Source organism: Pseudomonas sp. GW822-FHT04C11, from assembly GCF_058800905.1.
The window spans coordinates 304,211-327,805 of record NZ_JBXAMS010000007.1 but is presented as its reverse complement, the minus strand read 5'-3'; the positions used below and the strand labels follow the sequence as shown (position 1 = coordinate 327,805).

Annotated in this window: 27 protein-coding genes; all 27 read right to left on the bottom strand. The window is 57.3% G+C overall.

The genetic code is table 11. The annotated features are described in order from the left end of the window. Entirely contained in the window at positions 1 to 876 is an 876-nt protein-coding gene (icmH, locus tag AC1RJ3_RS14695; RefSeq protein ID WP_054594672.1) for a type IVB secretion system protein IcmH/DotU, read from the bottom strand. Positions 877 to 881: 5 nt separating this feature from the next. Beyond that, on the bottom strand, positions 882 to 2,213 hold the full coding sequence (gene tssK, locus AC1RJ3_RS14690; protein WP_493079360.1) for a type VI secretion system baseplate subunit TssK: 1,332 nt from the start codon (positions 2,211 to 2,213) through the stop codon (positions 882 to 884). Positions 2,214 to 2,215: 2 nt separating this feature from the next. Continuing rightward, a complete protein-coding gene (tssJ, locus tag AC1RJ3_RS14685) occupies positions 2,216 to 2,716 on the bottom strand; it encodes a type VI secretion system lipoprotein TssJ (RefSeq protein ID WP_493079359.1) in 501 nt (166 codons plus the stop codon). Between the two features lie 5 nt (positions 2,717 to 2,721). Next, positions 2,722 to 3,921, bottom strand: a complete 1,200-nt coding sequence (gene tagH / locus AC1RJ3_RS14680; protein WP_493079358.1) for a type VI secretion system-associated FHA domain protein TagH — start codon at positions 3,919 to 3,921, stop codon at positions 2,722 to 2,724. Positions 3,922 to 3,938: 17 nt separating this feature from the next. Next, positions 3,939 to 4,079 (bottom strand): hypothetical protein, encoded by a 141-nt coding sequence (locus AC1RJ3_RS14675; RefSeq protein ID WP_008030659.1) that lies wholly within the window; start codon positions 4,077 to 4,079, stop codon positions 3,939 to 3,941. A gap of 267 nt (positions 4,080 to 4,346) precedes the next feature. After that, complete coding sequence (locus AC1RJ3_RS14670; RefSeq protein WP_493079357.1) at positions 4,347 to 5,864, bottom strand: sigma-54 interaction domain-containing protein; 1,518 nt, start codon at positions 5,862 to 5,864, stop codon at positions 4,347 to 4,349. Positions 5,865 to 5,874: 10 nt separating this feature from the next. Then, positions 5,875 to 8,529: a type VI secretion system ATPase TssH gene (gene tssH, locus AC1RJ3_RS14665; RefSeq protein ID WP_493079356.1), complete on the bottom strand. Its 2,655-nt coding sequence runs from the start codon at positions 8,527 to 8,529 to the stop codon at positions 5,875 to 5,877. Positions 8,530 to 8,542: 13 nt separating this feature from the next. Then, complete coding sequence (tssG, locus tag AC1RJ3_RS14660; protein WP_103314751.1) at positions 8,543 to 9,550, bottom strand: type VI secretion system baseplate subunit TssG; 1,008 nt, start codon at positions 9,548 to 9,550, stop codon at positions 8,543 to 8,545. Beyond that, positions 9,514 to 11,301 (bottom strand): type VI secretion system baseplate subunit TssF, encoded by a 1,788-nt coding sequence (gene tssF, locus AC1RJ3_RS14655; protein ID WP_493079355.1) that lies wholly within the window; start codon positions 11,299 to 11,301, stop codon positions 9,514 to 9,516. The genes tssG and tssF overlap by 37 nt, the downstream gene beginning before the upstream one ends. Before the next feature lie 136 nt (positions 11,302 to 11,437). Beyond that, the gene (locus AC1RJ3_RS14650; protein ID WP_493079354.1) at positions 11,438 to 11,851 is read right to left on the bottom strand and encodes a hypothetical protein; all 414 of its coding nucleotides are present in this window, start codon (positions 11,849 to 11,851) and stop codon (positions 11,438 to 11,440) included. After that, complete coding sequence (locus AC1RJ3_RS14645; RefSeq protein WP_493079353.1) at positions 11,838 to 12,791, bottom strand: DUF6402 family protein; 954 nt, start codon at positions 12,789 to 12,791, stop codon at positions 11,838 to 11,840. The genes AC1RJ3_RS14650 and AC1RJ3_RS14645 overlap by 14 nt, the downstream gene beginning before the upstream one ends. 44 nt (positions 12,792 to 12,835) lie before the next feature. Then, complete coding sequence (locus tag AC1RJ3_RS14640; protein WP_493079352.1) at positions 12,836 to 13,360, bottom strand: PAAR domain-containing protein; 525 nt, start codon at positions 13,358 to 13,360, stop codon at positions 12,836 to 12,838. A 10-nt stretch (positions 13,361 to 13,370) separates the two neighbouring features. Beyond that, the gene (gene tssE, locus AC1RJ3_RS14635; protein WP_054594682.1) at positions 13,371 to 13,778 is read right to left on the bottom strand and encodes a type VI secretion system baseplate subunit TssE; all 408 of its coding nucleotides are present in this window, start codon (positions 13,776 to 13,778) and stop codon (positions 13,371 to 13,373) included. Positions 13,779 to 13,793: 15 nt separating this feature from the next. Then, entirely contained in the window at positions 13,794 to 15,269 is a 1,476-nt protein-coding gene (gene tssC / locus AC1RJ3_RS14630) for a type VI secretion system contractile sheath large subunit (protein ID WP_054594683.1), read from the bottom strand. A gap of 28 nt (positions 15,270 to 15,297) precedes the next feature. Further along, positions 15,298 to 15,801 carry a type VI secretion system contractile sheath small subunit gene (gene tssB, locus AC1RJ3_RS14625; RefSeq protein ID WP_054594684.1) on the bottom strand — a complete coding sequence of 168 codons (504 nt, stop codon included), beginning with the start codon at positions 15,799 to 15,801 and terminating at the stop codon, positions 15,298 to 15,300. Positions 15,802 to 15,833: 32 nt separating this feature from the next. Continuing rightward, positions 15,834 to 17,390 (bottom strand): type VI secretion system protein TssA, encoded by a 1,557-nt coding sequence (gene tssA, locus AC1RJ3_RS14620; RefSeq protein WP_493079351.1) that lies wholly within the window; start codon positions 17,388 to 17,390, stop codon positions 15,834 to 15,836. Positions 17,391 to 17,936: 546 nt separating this feature from the next. Further along, a complete protein-coding gene (locus AC1RJ3_RS14615) occupies positions 17,937 to 18,356 on the bottom strand; it encodes a hypothetical protein (RefSeq protein WP_102667305.1) in 420 nt (139 codons plus the stop codon). Next, a complete protein-coding gene (locus AC1RJ3_RS14610; RefSeq protein WP_493079350.1) occupies positions 18,353 to 18,778 on the bottom strand; it encodes a hypothetical protein in 426 nt (141 codons plus the stop codon). Before AC1RJ3_RS14610 ends, AC1RJ3_RS14615 begins: the two co-directional genes overlap by 4 nt. Further along, positions 18,775 to 18,993 (bottom strand): hypothetical protein, encoded by a 219-nt coding sequence (locus AC1RJ3_RS14605; protein WP_103314760.1) that lies wholly within the window; start codon positions 18,991 to 18,993, stop codon positions 18,775 to 18,777. Before AC1RJ3_RS14605 ends, AC1RJ3_RS14610 begins: the two co-directional genes overlap by 4 nt. A 90-nt stretch (positions 18,994 to 19,083) precedes the next feature. Continuing rightward, a complete protein-coding gene (locus AC1RJ3_RS14600; protein ID WP_493079349.1) occupies positions 19,084 to 19,563 on the bottom strand; it encodes a hypothetical protein in 480 nt (159 codons plus the stop codon). Further along, on the bottom strand, positions 19,560 to 19,703 hold the full coding sequence (locus tag AC1RJ3_RS14595) for a hypothetical protein (RefSeq protein ID WP_493079348.1): 144 nt from the start codon (positions 19,701 to 19,703) through the stop codon (positions 19,560 to 19,562). The genes AC1RJ3_RS14600 and AC1RJ3_RS14595 overlap by 4 nt, the downstream gene beginning before the upstream one ends. Before the next feature lie 80 nt (positions 19,704 to 19,783). Then, complete coding sequence (locus AC1RJ3_RS14590) at positions 19,784 to 20,215, bottom strand: hypothetical protein (protein WP_054594690.1); 432 nt, start codon at positions 20,213 to 20,215, stop codon at positions 19,784 to 19,786. Beyond that, positions 20,215 to 20,601 carry a hypothetical protein gene (locus tag AC1RJ3_RS14585; RefSeq protein ID WP_493079347.1) on the bottom strand — a complete coding sequence of 129 codons (387 nt, stop codon included), beginning with the start codon at positions 20,599 to 20,601 and terminating at the stop codon, positions 20,215 to 20,217. The genes AC1RJ3_RS14590 and AC1RJ3_RS14585 overlap by 1 nt, the downstream gene beginning before the upstream one ends. Next, positions 20,601 to 21,014: a hypothetical protein gene (locus AC1RJ3_RS14580; RefSeq protein ID WP_493079346.1), complete on the bottom strand. Its 414-nt coding sequence runs from the start codon at positions 21,012 to 21,014 to the stop codon at positions 20,601 to 20,603. The genes AC1RJ3_RS14585 and AC1RJ3_RS14580 overlap by 1 nt, the downstream gene beginning before the upstream one ends. Before the next feature lie 152 nt (positions 21,015 to 21,166). Further along, positions 21,167 to 21,553 (bottom strand): hypothetical protein, encoded by a 387-nt coding sequence (locus AC1RJ3_RS14575; protein WP_493079345.1) that lies wholly within the window; start codon positions 21,551 to 21,553, stop codon positions 21,167 to 21,169. An 892-nt stretch (positions 21,554 to 22,445) separates the two neighbouring features. After that, positions 22,446 to 22,841, bottom strand: coding sequence for a hypothetical protein (locus tag AC1RJ3_RS14570; RefSeq protein ID WP_489110816.1), 396 nt, complete (start codon positions 22,839 to 22,841; stop codon positions 22,446 to 22,448). After that, positions 22,838 to 23,221, bottom strand: a complete 384-nt coding sequence (locus tag AC1RJ3_RS14565; RefSeq protein ID WP_489110817.1) for a hypothetical protein — start codon at positions 23,219 to 23,221, stop codon at positions 22,838 to 22,840. Before AC1RJ3_RS14565 ends, AC1RJ3_RS14570 begins: the two co-directional genes overlap by 4 nt. Positions 23,222 to 23,595 lie beyond the last annotated feature (374 nt).

Here is a 23,595-nt window from a genome sequence, read left to right as displayed (position 1 = left end):
TTACGGCTTCGACAGCGGCTGAACTGCGGCTGGATCAAGCGGCTGATAAGGTTGCAGAACAGTGTCGCGCTGCTCGCCGAGTACCCAGGCAAAACCCGAATACATCACCACCAGGCACACCAGCGTAAACAGCGCCACCATCCACCACGGCACAATACGCACCAGGCTGCGACGCCTGTCGTTGAGGCCTTCCCAGTGCGGCGACAGTTCACGCGGTACGTCGCCGCGCAGCTGGCGAATCTGCCGGTAGAGCGCATCGCGAATGCCGTCGAGTTCGAGCATGCCGCGCGCCTGCACCCGGTACTTGCCCTCGAAACCGAGCGACAGGCACAGGTACATCAGTTCCAGCATTGGCAGGTGTTTGATCGGGTTCTTCGACAGACGATCGAGCAGCTGGAAGAATTTCTCGCCGCCAAAGGTCTCGTTGTGGAAGCTGCTGAGCAGGCTCATCTGCGACCACTCGCTTTCGTTGCCCCACGGGGTGGTGACCACTGCTTCGTCGACGACGGTGCAGAGCACGTAACGCGCAGCCATCACCTGGCTGCTCTCGGCGCCGTTGTGCAGCGCACGGACTTCGAAGAGTTTCAGCGCAGCCGTCAGCCGCTGGTTGAGCGCGTGCATGTCTTCGCGGGTGGCGCTGTGCTTGAGCCGCACCACTTCCGACAGCAGGTCGGACGACGCCGCCACCAGCGAGTTGAGGCTGATATTGAAGGCTTCCGCCGGGCGCAGGCGCGCGGCGTAGATCATCCGTTCTTCCAGTTGCTCGAAACGCGGCGGTGCCGCGAAATCGGTCAGCGGGCTCTGTGCCGGGCCATGGCCCTGACGATCCAGAAGGACGGTTTTGTCATCCTGGCTGTGATCCATTTCCTTGATCATGTCGGTCAGTTCCTGATGGCCCAGAATTTCAGTTCAAGCTCGGCAAATTCGCCGGACACGTGGAACGCGAAGCCGCCGGAGCGCTCCAGTTGTGCCAGGTCTTCGGAACTGAGTTCGAGGATGAAATAGGTTTTGTTCGAGTGGAACGGGATCTGCCGCGGCGCCACCGGCAAGGGTTTGACCTTGATGCCCGGCAAGTGCAGGTTGACCAGCTGGCGGATGCGTTCCACCGGGCCGACCTTGAGGTGTGCCGGCAGGCGATGACGCAGCTCTTCGGAGTCGCAGTTGGCACTGGCTGCCAGCACGAACGACGCCGTGCCCAGCAGTTTGTGATCGTGCAGCGGCGACACGGTGATCCCGTATTGACGGGCTTGCAGCTCCAGTTCGATGGCGTGCTGTTCGAGCACCATCGACAGCACCTGACGAATCGCTTCCATCAGTTTGCGGAAGCTCGCGCCCTGGTCGCTGTGCTGATAGCGGCTGTCCAGACGCGGGCGTTTGCTGTCACTGGCAAAGGTCGACAGATCGCCGAGCATCGACAGCAACGTGCGGTACAACTCTTCCGGGTGAACCTGTTCCAGGCCGAGGTAATGGCGCAGGACCAGTTCGGTGCGGTTGATCAGTTGCAGCATCATGAAGTCGCCGACTTCCGCGCCACCGACCTTGCCGTTGGAGCGAATCCGGTCGGCAATGGTATCGCCACGGTGGCCGAGCATGCTGATGACTTCTTTGAGGCACGACAGCAGGTAGCCCGACGCGTGAGCGTGGATGAAGGTCGGGACGAAATCCGGATCGAGGCTGATCACGCCGTCGGGCGTGGTGTCGAGGACTTCGCAGATCTTCAGCTTCACGTAAGCCTGGTCGCTCTGCTGCTCGCCGAGCAACAAGCGGAAGTCCGGGCGCGCGCAGCTGACCTGGCTGCTGGAATCATCGCCGGCGTTGGAGTCGGCGACTTCCGTTTCGTACGCGGTGTAGCGCGCCAGCACGTCGGATTGCTCCAGGCGACGGGACTCGATGTGGTTACCGGTCACCAGCGGCAAGGCCAGGTAGATCGGCGTGTTGCCAGTGTTCGGCGGGACGTCGAGGGCCAGCGGTTCGGTGTTGCCACCGAGTTCGAACAGGCTGCCGTCCGGGAGAATCCCCGAGGCCTGGCTGATCACCAGCTTGCCCATGTTGAGGAACTGCAAGTCGATCTCGAGCCCCAGAAACCCCCAGGTGTAACTGCCCAGCAACTGGGTGCGGGTTTTCATCTGGTTGTCGTAGTAGCGATCGTTGTGCTGGAAGTGCTGCGGACGCAGCAACATGCCTTCCTGCCAAATGACTTTATGCACGTTCATGTTCAGTCATCCGCCTTGGCGAGCTTTTGGTTTTCGTTATGGATGCCGGTCTGATCGAGGGTCAGCTCGGCCACCGTCAGATCGGCCGGGGTGACTGGAACCACGTAGCGCCATTGGGTTTCACGCAGATCGCGATACGCCGCGAGCACGCCGACGTAGCGGCTGCCGCTGTCGACGCTGAGCTTGAATTCGACGGCTTCACCCGGGCGCAATTCCAGCTCTTCGCTGGCCACCAGGTCTGGCGACAGGGATTCCTTGGCGCGCTCGTACAGGCTGAAGAAGTCAGCGTTTTCGAAGGCCACCGGGTGTTTGAGCTCTATCAGCCGCACGACAATCGGCGATGGTCGGCCATTCAGGTCCGGGTTGACCTGATCGCTGGCGGTCAGCTTGAGGTTGAGCTTGGTGACGGTGGAATACGGCGAAATCGACGAGCAGCCGGCCAGCAGCACCAGAGCGCTGAACGCTGTCAGCAGGTTGATTATTACGGCCTTGAAGCGAGACATGCGCATCATCCTTGGTGGTCGGTGTGTAGGGTGGAAATCAGGCGGATCTGTTCTTCGTAGGCCTGGGCGAAATCCCGCGCCAGCAGGCGTTCGCTCCAGTCATCGTCCTGACGCAGCGCCTGGTGATAACGGCCGTAGGCTCTCCAGCGGCTGCCAGAGGTGGCGAGCAGCGGCTTGTTGCCGTCGCGCTCGAAACGCAAGGTCAGTTGCTGTGGCGAGAAGTGTTCGAGGGTGCCGCGTACCGCCGCGCGGCTGGCGGTGAGCAAGGCCACCTGATGCGCCTGCAAATCACGGAACGCCCGCGAGATCGCCTGCCCGGCCGGCAACTGGCCGGGTTTGTCGCCCTGCAACAGAATGCCCAGCGCTTCGCCGGCATCGACGGCAAATTTCAGCGGGTTTTTGCCGGTACCTTGAACGGTGGTCTGTGCCAGACGCAGTTCGTTTTTCAGCTCCGAACGGGTGCGCAGGCTCTGCTGCAAACCACCAACGCTTTGCTTGAGCAAACGTGCGGCGTCGATCGCCAGGGCTTCGCGGCTGTCGTGATCGAGGCCTTTGAGGTCGACGCCCAGCGCATCACCGAAACGCTCCCAGAAGCCTTCGCTTTGACGCTCGATCGCCTTGGGTGCCGGCGCAGGTTCCGGCGCGACAGGTGCGGCCACCAGTTCCGGCACCAACAGGCTTTCCATGTCGATGCGCGCGTAGTCGGCACACTGGCGCGGTTCCTGACGCGGCGCATTGAGGGCGCTCAGTTCATCGATTTCCGAGTAGGCCCGTTCCTGTTGATCGAGCGCCATGAGTGGATCAAGGTCGAGAAACGCATCGTCCGGAATGGTGCTGCCGGCCGCTTGCGGGTGGCCGACTTCGGTATCGAAGGTCGCCGGGGCGCGTACCAGCCGCGCACGGATTTCGAAATCCCCCAGCACGTAGACGCTGCCGTGTTCAACGTGCTGCGCTTCACCCTTGCGCAGACGCGCGCCGCTTTCGCTGGCCTGAATACCGTTGCTGCTGGTATCGGTCAGGAAAAACCTGCCATCGCGGTAGCTAATCAACGCGTGATGGTTGGACAGGTGACGCTTGCGGTCAGGAATGATCCAGTCGCAGTCCTCGCCCCGCCCGATCACGCCACCAGCCTGCTTGAAGGTCTTTTGGCACAAATCCGTGGGCACGAACTGCTTGGTGTTCAGCATTTCGAAAACCAGTTCCATGATGTCGCTCCTTGCGGTCACTTGCCGCGATTGACCGCCTGCGGATCACCCAGAGGGCGATAGGTGTTGTCGTTGAATTTGTAATTGCCGCTACAGCCCCCGAGGCCGCATAGAACGACGAGGGTCAACAGGACAGCTTGCCAGTGACGAACAGACATCAGAGGGTCTCCAGGGCTAAACAATGCACAAAGCACCGCCCCTTGAGGGCGGCACTGACAGAGGCGGATGAGGTGAGATCAATGCCGATCACCTGTGGCGAGGGAGCTTGCTCCCGCTCGGCTGCGCAGCAGTCGTAAAACAGCAGATGCGGTTTTACTGAAACACCGCAGCGCATGGTTTTGGGGTTGCTACGCAACCCAGCGGGAGCAAGCTCCCTCGCCACAGTGAGCATCCCAGGCACAATTTTTGACTGGCAGGTTTGCGGGTCACGCATCGAAATCCCCGAGATTGATGTTCAGGCGCCCGAGGCGGTACAGCAGCGTGCGCCGTGGCAGACCGAGTGCGCGGGCTGCGAGGGTTTGGTTGCCGTCGTTTTTGCGCAGGCAATCGAGCAACAGACTGCGCTCGACCTGCTCCAGGCGTTCGCGCAGGTTCAGGCTGCTTTCCTGCGGCGCGACCTCGATGCGCAGCGAGAAATGTTCGGCCAGCAACTCGCCGCCTTCGCAAAGCAACACGGCGCGTTCGACCAGGCCTTTGAGTTCACGAACGTTGCCGGGAAAGGCATAACTCGACAGGTGATCGAGCGCCGCGTCGGACCAGCGCACCGCATCGCGTTGCAGAAAGGTGCAGGCCTTGTCGGCGAAGTGTCGGGCCAGGTCGAGGATGTCGCCCTCGCGCTGGCGCAAGGCCGGCAGTTCAATCGGGAACTGCGCGAGGCGGTAGTACAGGTCTTCGCGGAACTTGCCTTCGCTGACCAGCACCGCCAGGTCGCGGTGAGTCGCGGCGATGATGCGCACGTCGATTTTGTGGGTGTCGTTGGAGCCCAGCGGACGGATCTCGCCTTCCTGCAAAACCCGCAACAGCTTGGCTTGCAGGGACAGCGGCATGTCGCCGATTTCGTCCAGTAACAAGGTCCCGCCGTTGGCCGCATCGAACAGCCCGGCGCGGTCACGGTCGGCGCCGGTGAAGGCGCCTTTGCGGTAGCCGAACAGCTCACTTTCCAGCAGGTTTTCCGGGAACGCCGCACAGTTCTGCACGATGAACGCCTGGGAACGGCGCGGTCCGCAATCGTGGATGGCCCGCGCCACCACTTCCTTGCCGGTGCCGGTTTCGCCGCGCAGCAGCACGGTGTACGGGCTGTGCAGCACCTTGCTGATCAGTTGGTAGGTCTGGCGCATCGCCGAGCTCTTACCGATCAAGCCATAACCGCTGGCACTCGGCACACTGCTGGGCATCGGCGACACATCGCCTACTGGCCGGCGCAACCGTTGCAGCAAGTGCAATTGCCCGAGCACGAACGAACCCAGTTGCCCGAGCGAATCGGAAAACCCCTGCAACTCGACCTGTTCGCGGCTGGCGCACAGTAAAAGACCGACCACAGCTTTTTGCGGGTTGAGCAACGGCACGCACAGCAGTGACTGCCACGGTACGGCCTGCTCCGGCAGGAAGCTGGTTTCGTGCAGGCTGCCACTGAGTCCGGTGAGGCTGAGCACACGGTTCTGGCACAGGGAAAACTGCAGCAGTTGCTCACCGTTGTAGTCGGCCGGCAGGCTCGCGGTTTCCCGTGGCTGCAAGATGCCCTGCAAACACTCGGCGTTCAGCCCGAGGCTGGTGTGGGTAACGTCGAGCAGGTACAGCTGACTCAGCTCACAGCGACTGAGCTCGGCGACCGCGCGCACGAAGTCACCCAGCAGCGCAGCGCCGTCAGCCGCGCACGACAAGCTGGCGAACTTCGCCAGCAAGGCTTCGGCATAGACCAGCGGCTGCGGCACTCGAGTGAACATCACACTCACCTCAGGCGAACTCGCAGGTCACGCTAGCGTCACCATCGAGCGTTGCGTGAACGCGCTTGAGGCTTTCACCGATGGCCATCGCGTCGAGCAGACGATCCGCCACCAACGGCAGCACGTGCAGGTCAAGCAAATGATCGATCAGCCGTGCGCCGCTGTCGCTTTGGGTGCAACGCTCGGCCAGGTGATCGACGAGGTTCTGGCAGTACGTGAAATCCAGCTGGCGGCGGTTCAGGCGCTCGCCCAGACGGCCCAGTTTGATTTCGATCAGCTCGCGCAGCACCGGGCCACCGACCGGGTAGTACGGCACCACGCGCATCCGCGCCAGCAACGCCGGTTTGAAATGTTTGCTGAGCACCGGGCGAATGGTTTCTTCGAGGACTTCGGCGGTTGGCCGCGCACCGTTTTCGCAGAGTTCGCTGATGCGGTCGCTGCCCAGGTTCGAGGTCATCAGGATCAGCGTGTTGCGGAAGTCGATTTCACGCCCTTCCCCATCGTTGGCCACGCCTTTGTCGAAGATTTGGTAGAACAGGTTGAGCACGTCCGGGTCGGCCTTTTCGACTTCGTCGAGCAGCACCACGGAGTACGGCTTCTGCCGCACGGCTTCGGTGAGCATGCCGCCTTCGCCGTAACCGACGTAGCCCGGCGGTGCACCGATCAACCGCGAGACGGTGTGCTTCTCCTGGAACTCGGACATGTTGATGGTGGTGATGAAACGATCACCGCCGTACAGCAAGTCAGCCAGCGCCAGCGCGGTTTCGGTCTTGCCGACGCCGCTCGGGCCGACCAGCAGGAACACGCCTACCGGCGCATCGGGTTTGTTCAAGCCGGCCGCAGTGGCGCGCATCGAGCGGTCCAGTGCATGGACGGCTTGTTCCTGACCGCGAATGCGAGTGCGCAGGTCGGTGGCGAAACTCGCAACCTTGGCGTTGTGCTCACGGGCCAGTTGCGCCAACGGCACGCCGGTCCAGGCGCTGATCACTTCAGCCACCAGACGCGGGCACACCTCGAAACTCACCAGGCGTTCCTTGACCTGAGCATCGGTCAGGGCGCGGTGGGTTTCGTTCAGCGCGGCTTCCAGGGTTTCGACGCTGTGCGCTTGGTCCACGCTCGCCTCGAGGGTTTCGATCATCGTGCCTTCGGCGTCCTCCTCAACCGCGACGGTCGGCTCGACGGCCGCGGCTTCACGGGCCTTGGCCAGTTGCTGACGCAGCTCCAGCAAACGCTCGGCCAGTTCTTTTTGCTCGGTCCAGAGGGTTTCCAGGGCGACCCTTTCGTCTTCGGCGGCGTCGAGGCGATCTTCCAGCGCATCGAGCGCTTCGTGGTCGATCAGCAAACCGGCTTCGGCATCGCGGCGCAGGGCCTGTCGCTGACGCCCGCCTTCAGCCAATTCGCCACGCAGGCGCTCAAGGCTTTCCGGCGCGGCAGCGAGGCTGATACGCACTCGGGCACAGGCAGTGTCGAGTACGTCGACGGCTTTGTCCGGCAGCTGCCGACCGGCCAGGTAACGCGCCGACAATTGCGCTGCCGCGACCACCGCGTCATCGCGCAGGTAGATGCCGTGACTCTTCTCATACACCTGAGCCAGACCGCGGAGGATGGTCACCGCTTCGCTGACAGTCGGCTCGTGCAACTGCACCGGCTGGAAACGACGAGCCAGGGCCGGGTCTTTCTCGAAGTATTTTTTGTACTCGGCCCAGGTGGTCGCGGCGATGGTGCGCAACTCGCCACGCGCCAAGGCTGGCTTGAGCAGGTTGGCCGCGTCCGAACCACCGGCATTGCCGCCCGCACCGATCAGGGTGTGGGCTTCGTCGATGAACAGGATGATCGGTTTCGGCGAGGCTTTGACTTCGTCGATCACGCCTTTGAGGCGACGTTCGAATTCACCTTTGACGCTGGCGCCGGCTTGCAGCAAGCCCATGTCCAGCGACAGCAGTTCAACGCCCTTGAGCACTTGCGGCACTTCACCGGCGGCAATGCGCGAGGCCAGGCCTTCGACGATCGCGGTCTTACCGACGCCGGCTTCACCGACCACAATCGGGTTGTTCTTGCGGCGGCGCGCAAGGATGTCGACCATCTGCCGAATCGCGCCATCGCGGCACAGCACCGGATCGAGTTTGCCGTCGCGGGCTTGCTGGGTCAGGTTGTGGGTAAAGCGTTGCAGCAGGGATTCACCGGGTACGGCCGGTTTGCCGGTAGCCGGTTGTTCCTTCTGCGACAGGGCAAAATCCTTCAGGCGATCAATGTTCAGTTTCGCCAGCAATGGCTGGTAGCGGCTGCCGGCATAGCGCATCGGATTGCGCAGCAGCGCGAGGATCAACGCGGCCTGTTCGACCTGGCTCTGGCCCAGTTCAAGGTTAGCCACCAGCAACGCATCTTGCAGCCACTGCACCAGTTCCGGGGCGAACACCGGGTTGCGCGAGGCGCTGTGCTCGACCCGCGATTGCAGCGCGGCGCTGAGTTCGCCAGCGTCGACTTCGGCGTCTTGCAGCGCGCGTGCGAGCAGGCCTTGCGGGCGCTCCAGCAGGCCCAGCAACAGGTCTTCGACGAGGATCTTGCTGCCGCCACGGGCGACACAGCGTTCGGCCGAACGTTCCAGGTCACGACGGGTTTCGGCGTCCAGCGCCTGGATCAGTTGTTGCAGGTCTACGTTGATCATTGGTCTCTCGTCCTTAATGAATTTTGCTACCCAGGGTCACCACGCCGTCCGCGTGTTCGCGGCCCAGCCAACTGGTCCACCCCAGGCGACAGGCGTTCTGCTCACCGATGCGCAGTTCGCGGATTTCTTGTTGGCGCAGGACCAGGCGAATGTCGTAATCGAGTGGGTCACGCAGGGTGAACCGCACCAGCGCACACAGCGGCTGGTAGCCGAAACCGATCGGCAGGAATTCGTGAAAGCGTTGCCAGTCGAGCTCGCGGATGTGAATCCGGAACTTGCCGCTGCGATCACGCACGCTCTCGCCCAGCACCAGGTCTTCACCGAGCGCGCTGTTGGCACGGCCCAGGCAGTTACGCTGTTCGTCGAGGATTTCCACGCGACGCTCGATGCACTGCTCGATGGTCAGTTCGGCGTGCTTGAAGTAGTAACGCAGCACCGCTTCGATCAACGCCGCCGAGTGCGCCCGCAGACTCAACAGGCCGAGGTAAGGCAGCAGGCGTTTCCAGTTCAGTTCCTGGGCCTTGCGAATGTCTTCGCCACCCAGGCCGATCAGCGCAAACAGCTGCGAGGAAAACGGGTCGAGGGCGCCGCTCTGGAAGCTGGCGCGGTAGCGGTACTTGCGCCAGATCGGCAGCATCAGCCGTTGCAGGCGATGGTGGAACAGGTCGAGGAAATGCCGTGTCGGGTTGCCGTCTTCGCTGTCGCCCAGCGCTTGCTCACCGTAGAACGCCGGCAGCGGCGAACCGGAACCGACCAGGCCGATCAGGTTGAAACGCAGACGCGCGCGCAGTTGCCCGTGCTCACGGAAAAACTCCACGCGATCGACATCGCTGCCAGGGAAACCCAGGCTCGGGTTGGCCTGGAATTCCAGCTGGTCGTAGAGGTCCTCTTCGCTCAGGTACGGGTGGGCCTCGCGCAGCCGATCGACGACCAGCAGCACGGCCTGAAACAGCGAGTACTCGCGTATTCCTCGGGTCAGCCCGCTTAAAGCAGAGGCTGAAGGCCCATACGTGGTGTCCATTGGTACACCTCTCCCTGTGTGCTTTTTACCCGCAGCTCGTGGTACGAATTGAGACTGGCGTAAAGCGCGAAAAACTCGTTAAGAACCGAAGCGAAAACGAACAGGTCGCCTTCACCGATATAGCCTTCCGGGTCGATGGTCAGCTCGGTGCGCAATCCGCGCAGCGGCAACCCTCGGTGCAACCGGTCAACGTGCTGATGCTTGATCGACTTGAGCCCGCCCAGCAGGCGCTTGCTGACCTTCTCCGCGTGCTGGTCGTAGTAGCGCGGCAAGTCGTAGGTTTCGAGAATCACCTTGAGCGCGTCGACGTTGGCCAGCGACAGGTAGTTGAGCGACATGTTGCTGATCAGCTTCCACAGAAAGTCGTGGCTCAGCGGTGGCGCGAAGCTCGACGTGGCCGGGGTGATGTTGCGGAAACTGAGGAACTCCGGGGTCTCTTCGCAGGCCATGCAGATGTCGCCGAGCTTGAGCCGGCGCGGCAGGTTCTGGTTGGTGCAGATCAGCTCGATCGACAGGGTTTCATGGGCTTCGGTGTGGCGAATGCCGAAGCTCAGGTAAGTGTCGAGGCCGTCGTGCAGCAGCGAGGTGCGCTGGCGAATGCTGTAATGCGGACGGCTTTGCGGCACGTCGAAACTCGGGTCGTGCTCGAACGATTCGAACGGCACGTACTCCTGATAACCCAGGCCGCCGGGCTTCCAGCCAGTGACGCCTTCAACCGAAAACACCCCGCAGTTTTCCAGGTCGTATTCAGCCGGCAGCAGCAGGTATTCGTCCTGTTTACCGTCGAGGCGAATCGGCAAGGCGTCGTGCTTGAACAGGTTGACGATGGGCGTGCAGTAGAGCTTCACGTTGTCCAGGGTTGGACGCAGACGCTGGATGCCGCTCTTGCGAATATCGAAGCGCAGTTCCAGGCCGTGCATCTGCTTGAGCGTGTCTTCGGGCAGAGACTTGAGCAGGTCCAGACCGTTCAGATCGACGAACAGGAACTTGTCCTGGAAGGCGAAATATTCCTGCAAGTAGCGATAGCCACGGAAGGTGTTCAGCGGGTACGGGATCAACGCTTCTTCTTCGGCAAAACCCACCGGCTGTACGCGGTCGCCAGGCATCTTGAACGCCATCGGCGTGCCGTTAGTACCATTGAGCGGCTTGCCGGCCGCGTCCAGCGGAATCAGCTCGATACCTTCCAGGTTGCGCAGCAGGCTCAGGTAAAGCATCTGGCTGATATAGCGCTCGCCAGCCAGGTGCAGGCGCAGACGACTCAGGTCCAGCTCACCGATATGCCCGTCGCAACTCATCTCCAGGCGCAGGCTCAACAGCGAACCGCCGCCCTTCACCGAGTACGTCAGCGCGGTCAGGTCCAGCGGCAGGACTTCCGTCGGGTAGCAGGTGCGAAACCGGCAACGCAGATCATCGATCGGCACACTCTCGATCGGCGTATCACGCTCCACCCGCAACGCCGGCCCGGAACGCTTCAACGGGTCGAACTGCAAAATACTGAACGCCGGCAACGGCCGCATGTAGTTCGGCCACAGCAGGTGCATCAGCGAATGGCTGAGCTCCGGCAACTCGTCATCGAGCTTCTGGCGCAGGCGGCCAGTCAGGAACGCAAAACCCTCCAACAACCGCTCCACGTCAGGGTCACGCCCGGCTTGACCGAGGAAAGGTGCCAATGCCGGGCTACGCTCGGCGAATCGACGACCCAGCTGGCGCAGTGCGGTGAGTTCGCTTTGGTAGTAGTGGTTAAAGGACATGGAATAGCTGCCTGATCATGAATTTAAAGTGAAGTTGCCTAGGTGGCAGCAACTCCAAGAGTGGCTCTCGCAACCTCGGCGCCTTTCAACGTTGCAGAATTCATAGGCGCTGACTCAGAACACAAATCAAGCACCATTAGTTAGGTATCACTTCATAGGCTATGTTACTGATGAAAAAATTCGCCCAATGCTCTTTCCAGTTCGGAATGGACAATACAAAGACGCGACGGGACTTATCGAAATCAACCCAAGTAATCCCCACGACTTTCTTATCCTCATAAGATTGCATGCCCAATGAAGTTTTCGACATCAATGGCGTACGATATATTTGCCCTGACTGTTCTAGATCGGTAAATCGAAGATAAATCAGATTAGACGACACAAGCACGGGACCTGCTCGAACGGCCTCAACTTTATAACGACCAGACTTGCTCACGTTCGAAACATATGACTCACGATTAAGCACATCCGCGACAAGAACAAAAAAACCAAGAATCACGCCAATCACCAGCGCAAAAAAACAATAAATGATTTTCTTAGTTTGCGTCATTTTTTGGAAACTCTATTGGCGCTGCGCTGACGTTCTCATACAAAATATCGGAGTAGACACGAAAGTCACCACCCTTGCCGCTCGACTTCCGATAGTCTCGAAAGTCTCCGTTTTGCACAAACATGTAATGTTTGTGCTCTAGCGCGTTCATTTCCTGCGCCTGCTCAGGACTAAGACCGCCTCTTGCTTGAAAAGCAATGCTGTTCTGTTTCATTCGGACATCTGAGTTCTGAGAAAACCCCTTTTTAAAACTGGTTTCCAGGCCATCGAAGTTCCAGTAGCCCAATGCCTGGCTAGGTTCAAACCAGCCGTCATTGAAGTCGTAGGAGTCCTCTACATAAAAACCAATCCGTTCGGGGATAAGCGTGATGCTTTCCTGTGTGACGCTAATATTGCCGTCCGCGAAAACATGTACGTTAAAGTTAGCGAGTGCCGCCCGTAGTTCGTTAACGTCATCATCACCACTTTGATTAAATACAATAGTCTCACTATTGGCGTAACCAACCCTTTCTACTTCACTTGCCTTGCTGAACTTGAAAGGATACACGCCAGGCTCTTTATCTTTATAAGCTGGCAATAATACTTTCCTGCGCAGGTGTTCCTGGGCAGCCGGGTTATTCCAACGATTGCGCAAGCTATCAACAGCGGCTTTGGTTCGATCGAAAGTCATTGCCCAACTCATCGTGACAATAGTTTCGTTGATGTATTCCTCGGGAGCGAATTCATCATGAGACTTTACGAGTTCTGCCATTCCACCATCGTCTGTGTTCGGCCATGGTTTTCCGTCAAACCAGTGCTGCATCAAATCAGCCGCCACAGGCCAGTTCATCTTTCTCATGGCATCGGGAATATCGGTCACTTTGAACAGGCGCACTGCCACCGACCGACCCACCTTGTTACTGGCCGGAGTCATTGTCGAACTTACTGTAGTAGTGGCCATATAAAACTCCTATCCAAAAATAATCCCGAGTACGGGCGCGACCATCAGGCGATCAATACTCTCGATTGCGGTTCAATTACCAACTCGAACGCCTCCTGCACTTCAGAAAACACGGTTTGTGTTCGACCACTCGTGTCCGTCACCCCTTGGATGACTTTTCCTGAAGCAGTTTTGATCGTGTATTCAACCCCGGCCAAGGGTTCGCCGCTGTCCTGGCAATTGATCACAAAGTGCTCATTGAAGGGCCACTGAATCTCCACCGGCAACGGCGCTACAAACGGCGCCGGCGTATGCGAATTCCCGATAATCACCGTCGAAGATCCGGCAGTCACCTTGTTGCCGTGAGTACCGACGGAATCAACGGTGCCGGCCGGTTTGCCGTTGATCAAAACGGTTGTTGCAAGGCCACCGACCAACGCACCACCACACGCGCAGGCATCGCCTTCGCGGGCGGCCGCGAGGCCGTCGAAGAATACGTCGCCGGAACCGGCGGCGATCGGGTTGGTGCTGTGGCCGGGGAGCGGGCAAGCGGTTGGGTCACCAACTCGGGCTGCGGGTTTACCGGACATCGTCGTCTCCTTAATTGACCTTGACTTGACCGCTGCCATCCAGGCGCGCGGCAAAACTGACCTGACGCTTGAAACCTTCAACTTCCAGCAGGCCTTCGATACTGAAAGTCAGCCTGAGTTGATCGTTGTCTCGCGGCAGGGAAACGACACGCACGTTGGTGAGGCGCGGCTCGTAGGCTTCAATGAAGCGTTCGATGGCCAGGCGGGCCTGACTCAGGGAGTCATGCAGGCTCAGGCGCATGTCGTTGAGATCGGGTAGCCCGTAATCGGACAGCGTTTGCACGCTGCCCGCACGGGTACTGAGCATCTTGGCCAGATGGGCAGCCACCGACGCCATGGCGGAGACCTCGCGGCTCCAGCCGACGCGTTTGTCCGCGTCGCCACCCAGGCGTTCGAAAAGGCTGCCGTATCCAGTCATGACCCAGCTCCTTGGTTACTCTTTGTCCAGCTTGCCAACCAGCGACAAGGTGAAATCGGCCCCCATGTACTTGAAGTGCGGGCGCACGTTCAGGCTGACGCGGTACCAGCCTGGCTCGCCTTCAACATCGCTGACGACGATCTGGGCAGCACGCAGCGGACGACGGCCACGCACTTCGGCGCTCGGGTTTTCCTGGTCGGCAACGTACTGGCGGATCCACTTGTTGAGTTCCAGCTCGAGGTCGGTGCGTTCTTTCCACGAACCGAGTTGCTCGCGCTGCAGCACTTTCAAGTAGTGAGCCAGGCGGTTGACGATCATCATGTACGGCAGTTGGGTGCCGAGCTTGTAGTTCAGCTCTGCCGCCTTGCCTTCAGCGCTGATGCCGAAGAACTTCGGTTTTTGCACCGAGCTTGCGGAGAAGAACGCGGCGTTGTCGCTGCCTTTGCGCATGGTCAGGGAGATGAAACCTTCCTCGGCCAGCTCGTATTCACGACGGTCGGACACCAGCACTTCGGTCGGAATCTTGGTTTCGATTTCGCCCATGCTTTCGAAGTGATGCAACGGCAGGTCTTCAACCGCGCCACCGCTTTGTGGGCCGATGATGTTCGGGCACCAGCGGAATTTGGCGAAGCTGTCGGTCAGCTTGGTGCCGAACGCGTAGGCGGTATTGCCCCACAGGTAGTGCTCGTGGCTGTTGGCGACGGTTTCTTTGTACACAAACGATTTCACCGGGTTTTCTTCCGGATCGTACGGGTTGCGCAGTAGGAAACGCGGGACGGTCAGGCCGATATAACGCGAGTCTTCGGACTGACGGAAGCTCTGCCATTTGGCGAATTGCGGGCCTTCGAAGTGATCTTTCAGATCCTTCAGGTCCGGCAGGCCGGTGAAACTTTCCAGGCCGAAGAATTTCGGGCCAGCAGCGGCGATGAACGGCGCGTGAGACATGCACGCAACGCTCGACACGTACTGCATCAGTTTCACGTCTGGCGAGCTTGGCGACATGAAGTAGTTGGCGATGATCGCGCCCACCGGCTGACCACCGAACTGGCCGTATTCAGCGGTGTAGATGTGCTTGTACAGGCCAGCCTGCATCACTTCCGGCGAATCTTCGAAGTCGTCCAGCAGGTCTTGCTTGGAGACATTGAGGATTTCGATCTTGATGTTTTCGCGGAAGTTGGTGCGGTCGACCAGCAACTGCAGGCCACGCCACGCCGATTCCAGCGACTGGAAGTCCGGGTGGTGGAGGATTTCGTCCATCTGACGGCTGAGCTTGGCATCGATCTCGGCGATCATGCGGTCAACCATGGCTTTCTTGACCGGCTCACCGTTGTTCTGCGGCTTGAGCAGTTCTTCGATGAACGCCGACACGCCGCGCTTGGCGATGTCGTAGGCTTCGTCGTCCGGGGTCAGACGGGTTTCGGCGATGATGCTGTCGAGAATGCTGTATTCGCCGTTCTCGTTACTCTTTTGCTGCGCTGCGCTGGTGCTCATAGTGCTGGCTTCCTTGGCTGATAGGGACTCAGGCGTCCTGGGCTGCGGCGTTCAGGCCCAGCTCACCCAGTACGCGACCGCGCGATTCGTCGTCGGCGAGAACGCCTTCGATGGCTTTGCGGAAGGCAGGTGTGTTACCCAGTGGGCCTTTGAGGGCCACCAGTGCGTCACGCAGTTCCATCAGTTTTTTCAGCTCAGGCACTTGCTCGACCAGGCTGGCCGGGTTGAAGTCCTTCATCGAATTGACGCGCAGTTTCACGGCCAGCTCTTCGGTCTCGCCCTCTTCCTGAAGACGGTTCGGCACGCTCAGCGTCAGCTGCAGTTCTTGCTTGGCGAGTACTTCGTCGAAGGTCATCTTGTCGATGCTGATCGGCTTGCGATCTTCAACTTTGCGCTCGTCCGCGCGGTGGGTGTAGTCACCGATTGCCAGTAGTTTCAGCGGCAGTTCAATCTCTTCCTGAGCACCGCCGGTGGCAGGTTTGAAGGTGACGTTGATGCGTTCCTTGGGGGCTACCGAGCCTTCTTTGGCCATGGCTTTTCTCCTTGCGGTTGTGGCCCTGGGGCCTATTCGAGTACCACTTCGAGATCGAGGTGGCACAGCCTGCGATAAATCTCTTCCTTGCGTTCTCGCACTGCGTGGTTCTGCGGCAACAACTCACAGCAGCTATGCAGGAGGTGCAGCACTTCCAGCGCAAGATCAGGCTCCCAGGCGTGCAAGCCTGAGTTCTGTAATTCTGAATCGAGGGTTTCGAGCTGGGTCTTGGCCAGTTCGTATTTCTTGGCCAGGAAGCACAGCCGCGCCAGGCTGAACTGCCAGAAGAACCGCACGCGTCCGCCGTGGGCAGCTTGCAGGCCTTGCTTGAGAATCTGCACCGCGGCCTTGAGGCCGTCCTTGCGCAGCACCGGCAAGACGTCTTCGAGCGCCAGTTCCCAGGCCGGTTGGCTGGCGCTGACTTCGACTTTGCGCGGCGCGCTGGCGGTTTGCAGATGGGGCATCACGTGGGCGCTGATCCAGGCGCGAGTGGCCGGATCTGCGAACGGCGCGCCATCGTGGTAACGCAATTCGACGATGCCCGGCAGGCGCTGAATCAACAACGCGAAGTGGATTTCCACTTCGCGCATGGCCAGCTCGGCGTTCAGCCCTTGCAAACATTCCCAGACCAGCCGCTGGCCATCGAACCAGAACGGCGCCTTGGCCAGGCTCGCCTCCAGCTCCACCAACAGGTCGGCGAATTGCCCCTGGTCGAAACGGTCCTGGTAGATTTTCAGTTTGTCCGCCGGCAGCCCGCGCAGAGCAGTGATTTGCTCGGCGTTGCGCTCGGGGACGGCATCGATCGGCAGCCACAGCAACGTGCGGTTCAGGCGCAGGGCGCGCAGGTCGGTGGTTTTCTGTTTCAACCACCAGGCGCACAGTGGGCGCGCATTTTCCTGCTGCGCGCGCAGGGCTTTGTGGGCTTCTTTTTCGTTGTCGATCGGCGCGCCGGGGGTGAACAGTTGCGTCGCGACCTGCTTGACCTGAGCCACCACCGCACCGACAGCACCGGGCTCCGGCTGGTTGTCGGCGGCACGCTGAACCATGTTTTTCAGACGGCGGGAGATCGGCAGCAGCAGCGGTGCGTCGTCGCCCATGTGCTCGGTGCAGGCAGCATCGAGACCTTCCAGGTGCTCGACCAATCGGCGGAACAGCGGCAATTGCTCTTTGATCGCGACGTTTTCGTTCAGCACCTGCTCGAGACGCGGCACCAGCCAACTGATGGCAGCGGAGCGGGTGCGGGCTTTGTTGGGATGAACCTCGGTCCAGTGGTTCTCGCACAGGTGGTGCAGAAATCCGAGGCCGGCCAGCAGTCCCTGAAAGGATTCGCGTTGGTACAGGGCCCAGGTCAGCCAGGCACCGACTCGTAAATCCTTGGACTGGGTGCGCAGCAGGTTTTCGCTGTTTTCGCGGATTTTCAGCCAGTCGATCTGACCGATTTCGTGCATGGATTGGGCTTTGCTCAGCTCGCTTTCCAGTGCCTCGTATTCGCTCGAAAAACGAACATCCTCGCCCGCGAAATTCTCTTTGGAAACAGAGGCTTTGGCGAGTTCAAGGTAATGGGCAGAAAGTTTGTTTGAGTAGGACATCCGTGGCCTTTAGTTAGAACGACTGTCATCGCCCGTTGGGATTCCAATGGCGCGGGATTGCATTAAAAAAACGGCGAAAGCCTTCTCTAATTGAAGCCATGCTTTTTTAAAAGCGGCCGCATCGCAACTGACCCCCTCCTGATGGGGCGTGAAGCATGCCAAAAACAAAAAGTTATGAATGTAGGAACATTCTTAAACTGAAACCGGACATTTCAGATATGGCTTCTGGACTCTTCCTACTGAGCGAGCCCCATGAAAAACAGGACACCATTTCCCCCTTACGATGGGGGATAGGCAAACGGTTATGTTGATGACTAACCGCAACGATAAGAGTGGGGAGCTTTTGGGCCAGGAGCGGCGGCGACGCTGGAGCCAAAGCAAAAACTGGCCATGGTTCGCGAGAGCCTTGAACCGGGGGACGACCAGTGAAACTGGTCAGCGAACTGCCCAGCTGTGGTGCTCGGACAGCTTTGAGTTCCGTTGCGAGGACGGCGCCACACTGAGCGTGACCTTAAAGAAAATGGAGTACCTGCCTGGTATTGAATCTCATGAATAAAACGTCCTGTAGACCGCTATCGTCAGCCCCGCCACCACATAGCCGACGATGAGTACATACGGAATGAAAACCACCCAACCGAACATCAATGCAATGTTACTGGAGGAACCACAGAGCATTTTTGCCAACCCGAAGATCATCCACGGTGCCGCGTAAAACGGGATGAATACCAACGGTCCGAGCCAGATTCGGTTGAGTATCCGCTGCTCGCTCTTGCCACGCAGAAGGCGCATTTCCACCAGGGCAAAAGCGATATAGGCGGGAATGCCAAAAGCCAATCCGAAGGTCTCGAACAACTCGACGGTTGTAGGAAAATTGCTCAGCCGATCTTCCAGCACCATCAGCAGGAGTACGACCAGCGGAATCCACAGGGCGGTGACAAGCAGTCGGCGGCGACCTGCATTGATCACGCGTTTGCCCCTTTAACAGGGTCTGCAGGTGTTGCCCGTCGCATGAAGGTGCGCCTTTCCCAGCGCAACTCAATGACTTGCGTCGCCAAAATCGCCAACAACGTGACACATCCCTGAGCCACACCATAAAACAGCGCCCTTAGCGGATTTTCAGGCAGCATCCAGAGCAGGATGAAGCCGACCATCACGCTCAGCAGCAGGAGCTTGGCCACGAGATTCGGTACCAGTGCAATCACCAGATTGACGACCAGAAATATATAAAAGAGCGCGTAGCTCGCCATTCCGATAGCAACACCATGCGAGGTGAAACCTTGGTTCAAAGCTTTGTAGCCAATCACCACCGCTTTATTCAGAAACGCGTAGGCAACACAGCCCAGGGCGTGGAAAAACAGGCACAGGGACAGGCGGACGTATTTATTCATGCCGGATTAATAGTCCCGTAGTAGGAACCCGCGACTTGCATGGCGACAACAATCGCTAATGCAATGAACGTCAGTGCTCGGTGCACGCGCGACTCTCGGATGCCCCGATGCAGTGCCGTCAAGAGCAGTACCAGACAGAACATGGCCAGGCTGCCAAACAAATCATTGTCGGCCACAACGGCCAGGTAACCTTCTATTTCACTTGGTATAAGCATGTCTGTCAGTTTTCCATGTGTGTATAAGGTGTATTACTGATGAGTACGTTCAGCCAACTTTTTCCCACGGCGGCATTGAAATAGTGAATGTCATGGGCAAAAAGACGCATCGTTGATCGTCCACTCACGCTGAGTGCCGTCATTAATCTTTTTTACACCGCTCAAGCGTTGTCGCAGCTGAGCGCCGTCAACCACCTTGGTGCCGACGGCATCGGTGATGGTCAGCGAATAGTTGCCCGGAATTTGTTCGATCACATCTTCGCCATAAGAGGCAAAGCTCGCCACCAAGGCGCGCGATCCTGCTTCGGCCTTCACGTTGCGCTCCAGTGAATGCAGATTGGAGCTGTTGGAAATCTTCATTTCCAACGGTTGGTCGCAGCGGTTTTCGACATAAACATGGTTGTTGTAAACCTGTTGTGCCGCGCAACTAGCCAGGGAGATGAAGAGCGGGAGGATGCCAGCGCACTTAATCATCGCTTTGATAGTAGTGGTTACCGGACATGAGTGAGCTGCCTGGTATTGAATTCTGGTGAGCTCGGTACGTGCTTCGACGCGGTCTGTCATATTCATGCGAGCGGTTGATTCAGGAAGTAAGTGCCAATGCCGTGCATCACCGCAAAGCCCATCAAGGTGACGAATGTCAGCGTGCAGTGAAGCTTCGAGTTCCGGCTCGCAGCGCGCAGGCCCGTCAGGGCCAAAATCAGCGCCATGCACGCGAAGCTCCCGAACAAGTCGCTGTCGGAGACAACGGCCAAGTAGCCTTCTATTTCACCGCTCACAAACATGTTCGTCAGTCTTCCATGTGGACATAGGGCGTGTTACTGATAAAAATATTTAACCAGTGCCACTCCCACTTAGGCATGGCTATATCAAATGTTCTTTCTTTCTTATTGAAATACATCCAAGCAATGCCGACCGTTTTGTCATCTTCAACCGAGCGCATATCCAGCAATTGGGTCGAATATAATGGCGTGCGATAGACCTTTTCGGGACTCTCTCTATCAGTCACTCTCAAATACGCCATCCCGCCCAAAGTCAAGACTCGACCTACGTGAACATTTTCAAAAATGTAGCGCCCTGAAGGACTCACAATCATCGAACTCGCAGGGTAACCAAGCATTGCCTTGACAACATAAAAAAGTAAAACAAAACACGCCACCAACACCATCAACCCTGCGATCAAGGTTCGGGGCTGCTTCCTTTTTACTGAACTGGTCATCATCAACGACATTCCGTTACCGTCCAACTTTCCCAGCCTTCAGTACCTGGGTACAGGATCATTTCGCCTTGAAATTCTGGAGCAACTCCGGAATTACCTTCTCGCATCCACAGATACCACTCTGACGTTTTCAATAGCTCACCATCCGTTGAATAGACACGGTAAAAATACGGGCTGCTGAATATTTCGATAATACTCCCCACCCCACCTAACACTCTGTAATCAGCTGCATATCTGGCGATGTAGCACGTGCCTGAATCATTCCAGTATTTTTTTAATGGCTGCGCAACCCAAGAGCTCTGCACCTTCAGTCCAAGCAAAGCCAGCAGCAGTAAAACTACAACCAGCGATGAAATAAACACTGGCAGAGACAGACTTCGGTTCGACATCAGTTGGCCTCAATTTCGTAAGGCGTGTTGCTGATAAAAAAGTCCAGCCAATGCTCTCTCGGGTTGGACAACCTGAGCGTGAACTTCTTGCCCTGCTTATCAAAATCAATGAATACAACACCCACTGTTTGCGGGTCCTCAAATGCACCCATGTCCAAAGACACGTCAGAGAACAAGGGAGCGCGGTACACCTGATCGGGATGGTCACGATCGGTAAAGCGCAAGTACACGGCATCCCGAGGAGTCAGAAGGGAGCTGGCAGGAACCGACGCAATAAGATAACGGCCAGATGGACTCAGCTTCGAAACGTCGGGGACGCGAGTCAAAATCCCATTCACGATAATGGCAATTGCAATAACCAAACTGATCATTAGCGCAGCGGCATACACCAAACATTTGCTGGCACTGTTCATTTTCCAGGTATCTCAAGAGCACTCGGGACAGCCGCAACTTTCGGAAACAGCGCCAACGCCGGACTATGCTCAGCGAAACAGCGGCCCAACTGGCGAAGTGAGGTAAGTTCGCTCTGGTCGTAGTGATTAAAGGACATGGGTTGGCTGCCTGATCATGAATTAGAGTAAATTTTCCGCTGGGGCATTTGTCGATCCACTATTAAACGAGTGACCAGCGCCAAAATACTCATACTGAACGTAAGCCCGCTATAGGCCATTGCACGAACCGGATTTTCTGGAAGAAAATAGAAAAGTACGATAGCGACCATCAGCACTATCGGCACAATTTTCGCCACCAACGTCGGCATAACAAATACAACAATGTTTACGAAAATAAAAAAATAAAATGTCAGTTCCGCGGTGCCACCTATTGCGACCCCTCTCGCTGTAAATCCGCCCATATGAGTCTTATAAAAAATAACCCCATAATCATGAGAAAAGAAATACAGAGCCGCCACCAACAAATAAATAACCAAGCCTAAACCGATTCTTAAACTCATGGCGTCCATGCCTTATATTTGGCAAGAAAAGCACTCGAAACAGTCCACTTTTCTACTCTTTCTGTATTCATGAACAAAACGCCCCGTAGAGCGCAACCGTCACACCTGAACGTCTATAGATAGTAAGCCTACCGAAATAAGTGTTATCGACCATTTCGGAAAAATAACTTTCCACCTCCCGCCCCAGCATTCCGCTAAACCTCATATGCCATTAGGCCGGTGGCATATTTGCGTAATAACTACCCACCAACTCAATCACTGGAATTGATATCAGGGAGAGAAATATCAATATTCTATGGATGCAGCTATTACGGAGTTTTGATGAAAATCCGCTGACGGCGAGTAACAGACAAAGTAAAGCCAAGGAGCCAAAAAACAAGCTATCGGCAACCACCCCAAGGTACACATCAAAGCTCATTCAACCCACCCTTACTTGTGAAACTCAGCACTCTGGAATAGACCATCCGTCATAACCTTTAACAGTCGGGTAAATTGCGTGACCACCGACCCATTGAGAACGTTCGTCTGTTGTAAACTCATTTTGCCAAAGCAACCATTCAGATGACCTCAATAGTTTACCTTCATTGGTATACACCCGAAAAAACGCTTCACTCGTAAAAAGCTTCGCGATGTCTCCAGCAACACCAAATCTAGAATACTGGGGAATATATGAATTTATATAACAAGTTCCCCGATCATTCCAGGTTGTGGAATAAACAACGGCCGCCGCAGCAGCTCCCTGCTTCAGGTACAGCCAAGTGGAGCCTGGCACCAGAAATATCAAACTCAACACTAGTGATGTTTTTTCATAGTCACTTGGATCCCGTGCGCGACGGGTACTCTTCAAAATAAATCGGACCAGGGTATTGGGAGCAGTTCCCGTTCCCCAACATTAACGACATTCCGCAACCGTCCAACTTTCCCAACCTTCAGCGCCTGGATACAGGATCATCTCACCGTGAAACTCTGGAGCAACACCGGCATTTCCTTCTCTCATCCAGAGATACCATTCGGACGTTTTCAATAGCTCATCATTCTTCGTATAAACACGATAAAAATACGGACTACTGAAAAATTTAAAGATCCGCCCAGCCACCACACCCAGCACTTTGTAATCAGCTGCATATGTGGCGATGTAACACTCGCCCGAATCATTCCAGTCCCTTTGCAAGGGCTTTGCGACCCAAGAGCTCTGCACCTTCAGCCCCAGCAAAACAATGAGTACGGACACACCCATCAGGCACGCAATCAGCACGAGGCTTGATGTTGTTCGACTGTCGTGATTCACGATTGTTTCCCGCGCCGGCGAGTGAAGGCTCCGTCGACGGCGTGGGTGAGCAAAATGGCGCAAACCGTCAGACCACCTGCCAGCACGCAGTACGCCATGCCGCGAACGGGATACTGCGGCAGCATGTAAAACAGGATTGATAGCATCATGAAGATCGCCACGCCAAACTTGATGGCCAGGCGATGGATGAAGACCAAAACAAAATTCACAAAAACGAAAAAGTAAAAAATAAAGTACATGCCCATCCCGATGGCAACACCGCGAGAGGTCAGCCCGCCAACGAGTTGCTTGTAGACAGGCACGGCAACGTTATTCATGACGATGTAGAGCACACAGGCCATCGCATGAACGACAAGACCCACGACTCGATGGCTATTCATGGCCAACCGCAGCCATGACCGTAAGGCAGGCAAGTAGATTCATTGCCCTGAGGGGGCGTTTCACCCAAATCACTTTGCCCTCCTTACTTAGATCAAACATCAGTTTTCCAAAACCTTATAAGGGGGGTTACTGATAAATGTGCTTAACAAACTTTCCTTCCACTCTGGCATCGACATACTGAACGTCTTATTTTCTTGATCGAAACCAATCCAATAAATACCTACTTTTTTTCATTTTCGAAGGTGTGCATATCCAAGGACTGCATATCATATAAAGGCGATCGATAAACAACCATCGGCACCCATGTATTTGAAGTGCGGGCGCTGGAGTATTTGCCAGTGCAGGAGATGGCGGCGCATAGCGCCAAGGCGTA

Coding starts and splice junctions, on each gene's coding strand:
- icmH (WP_054594672.1), bottom strand. CDS start 876: ATGATCAAGGAAATGGATCACAGCCAGGATGACAAAACCGTCCTTCTG.
- AC1RJ3_RS14640 (WP_493079352.1), bottom strand. CDS start 13,360: ATGTCCGGTAAACCCGCAGCCCGAGTTGGTGACCCAACCGCTTGCCCG.
- AC1RJ3_RS14575 (WP_493079345.1), bottom strand. CDS start 21,553: ATGAGTTTAAGAATCGGTTTAGGCTTGGTTATTTATTTGTTGGTGGCG.
- AC1RJ3_RS14590 (WP_054594690.1), bottom strand. CDS start 20,215: ATGATGACCAGTTCAGTAAAAAGGAAGCAGCCCCGAACCTTGATCGCA.
- tssG (WP_103314751.1), bottom strand. CDS start 9,550: ATGGACACCACGTATGGGCCTTCAGCCTCTGCTTTAAGCGGGCTGACC.
- tagH (WP_493079358.1), bottom strand. CDS start 3,921: ATGGAACTGGTTTTCGAAATGCTGAACACCAAGCAGTTCGTGCCCACG.
- AC1RJ3_RS14675 (WP_008030659.1), bottom strand. CDS start 4,079: ATGTCTGTTCGTCACTGGCAAGCTGTCCTGTTGACCCTCGTCGTTCTA.
- AC1RJ3_RS14585 (WP_493079347.1), bottom strand. CDS start 20,601: ATGTCGAACCGAAGTCTGTCTCTGCCAGTGTTTATTTCATCGCTGGTT.
- AC1RJ3_RS14580 (WP_493079346.1), bottom strand. CDS start 21,014: ATGAACAGTGCCAGCAAATGTTTGGTGTATGCCGCTGCGCTAATGATC.
- AC1RJ3_RS14600 (WP_493079349.1), bottom strand. CDS start 19,563: ATGAATATGACAGACCGCGTCGAAGCACGTACCGAGCTCACCAGAATT.
- tssH (WP_493079356.1), bottom strand. CDS start 8,529: ATGATCAACGTAGACCTGCAACAACTGATCCAGGCGCTGGACGCCGAA.
- AC1RJ3_RS14565 (WP_489110817.1), bottom strand. CDS start 23,221: ATGAATAGCCATCGAGTCGTGGGTCTTGTCGTTCATGCGATGGCCTGT.
- tssC (WP_054594683.1), bottom strand. CDS start 15,269: ATGAGCACCAGCGCAGCGCAGCAAAAGAGTAACGAGAACGGCGAATAC.
- tssF (WP_493079355.1), bottom strand. CDS start 11,301: ATGTCCTTTAACCACTACTACCAAAGCGAACTCACCGCACTGCGCCAG.
- tssK (WP_493079360.1), bottom strand. CDS start 2,213: ATGAACGTGCATAAAGTCATTTGGCAGGAAGGCATGTTGCTGCGTCCG.
- AC1RJ3_RS14650 (WP_493079354.1), bottom strand. CDS start 11,851: ATGACGCAAACTAAGAAAATCATTTATTGTTTTTTTGCGCTGGTGATT.
- tssJ (WP_493079359.1), bottom strand. CDS start 2,716: ATGTCTCGCTTCAAGGCCGTAATAATCAACCTGCTGACAGCGTTCAGC.
- AC1RJ3_RS14670 (WP_493079357.1), bottom strand. CDS start 5,864: ATGTTCACTCGAGTGCCGCAGCCGCTGGTCTATGCCGAAGCCTTGCTG.
- tssA (WP_493079351.1), bottom strand. CDS start 17,390: ATGTCCTACTCAAACAAACTTTCTGCCCATTACCTTGAACTCGCCAAA.
- tssB (WP_054594684.1), bottom strand. CDS start 15,801: ATGGCCAAAGAAGGCTCGGTAGCCCCCAAGGAACGCATCAACGTCACC.
- AC1RJ3_RS14595 (WP_493079348.1), bottom strand. CDS start 19,703: ATGGCGCTGATTTTGGCCCTGACGGGCCTGCGCGCTGCGAGCCGGAAC.
- tssE (WP_054594682.1), bottom strand. CDS start 13,778: ATGACTGGATACGGCAGCCTTTTCGAACGCCTGGGTGGCGACGCGGAC.
- AC1RJ3_RS14645 (WP_493079353.1), bottom strand. CDS start 12,791: ATGGCCACTACTACAGTAAGTTCGACAATGACTCCGGCCAGTAACAAG.
- AC1RJ3_RS14610 (WP_493079350.1), bottom strand. CDS start 18,778: ATGAATAAATACGTCCGCCTGTCCCTGTGCCTGTTTTTCCACGCCCTG.
- AC1RJ3_RS14605 (WP_103314760.1), bottom strand. CDS start 18,993: ATGCTTATACCAAGTGAAATAGAAGGTTACCTGGCCGTTGTGGCCGAC.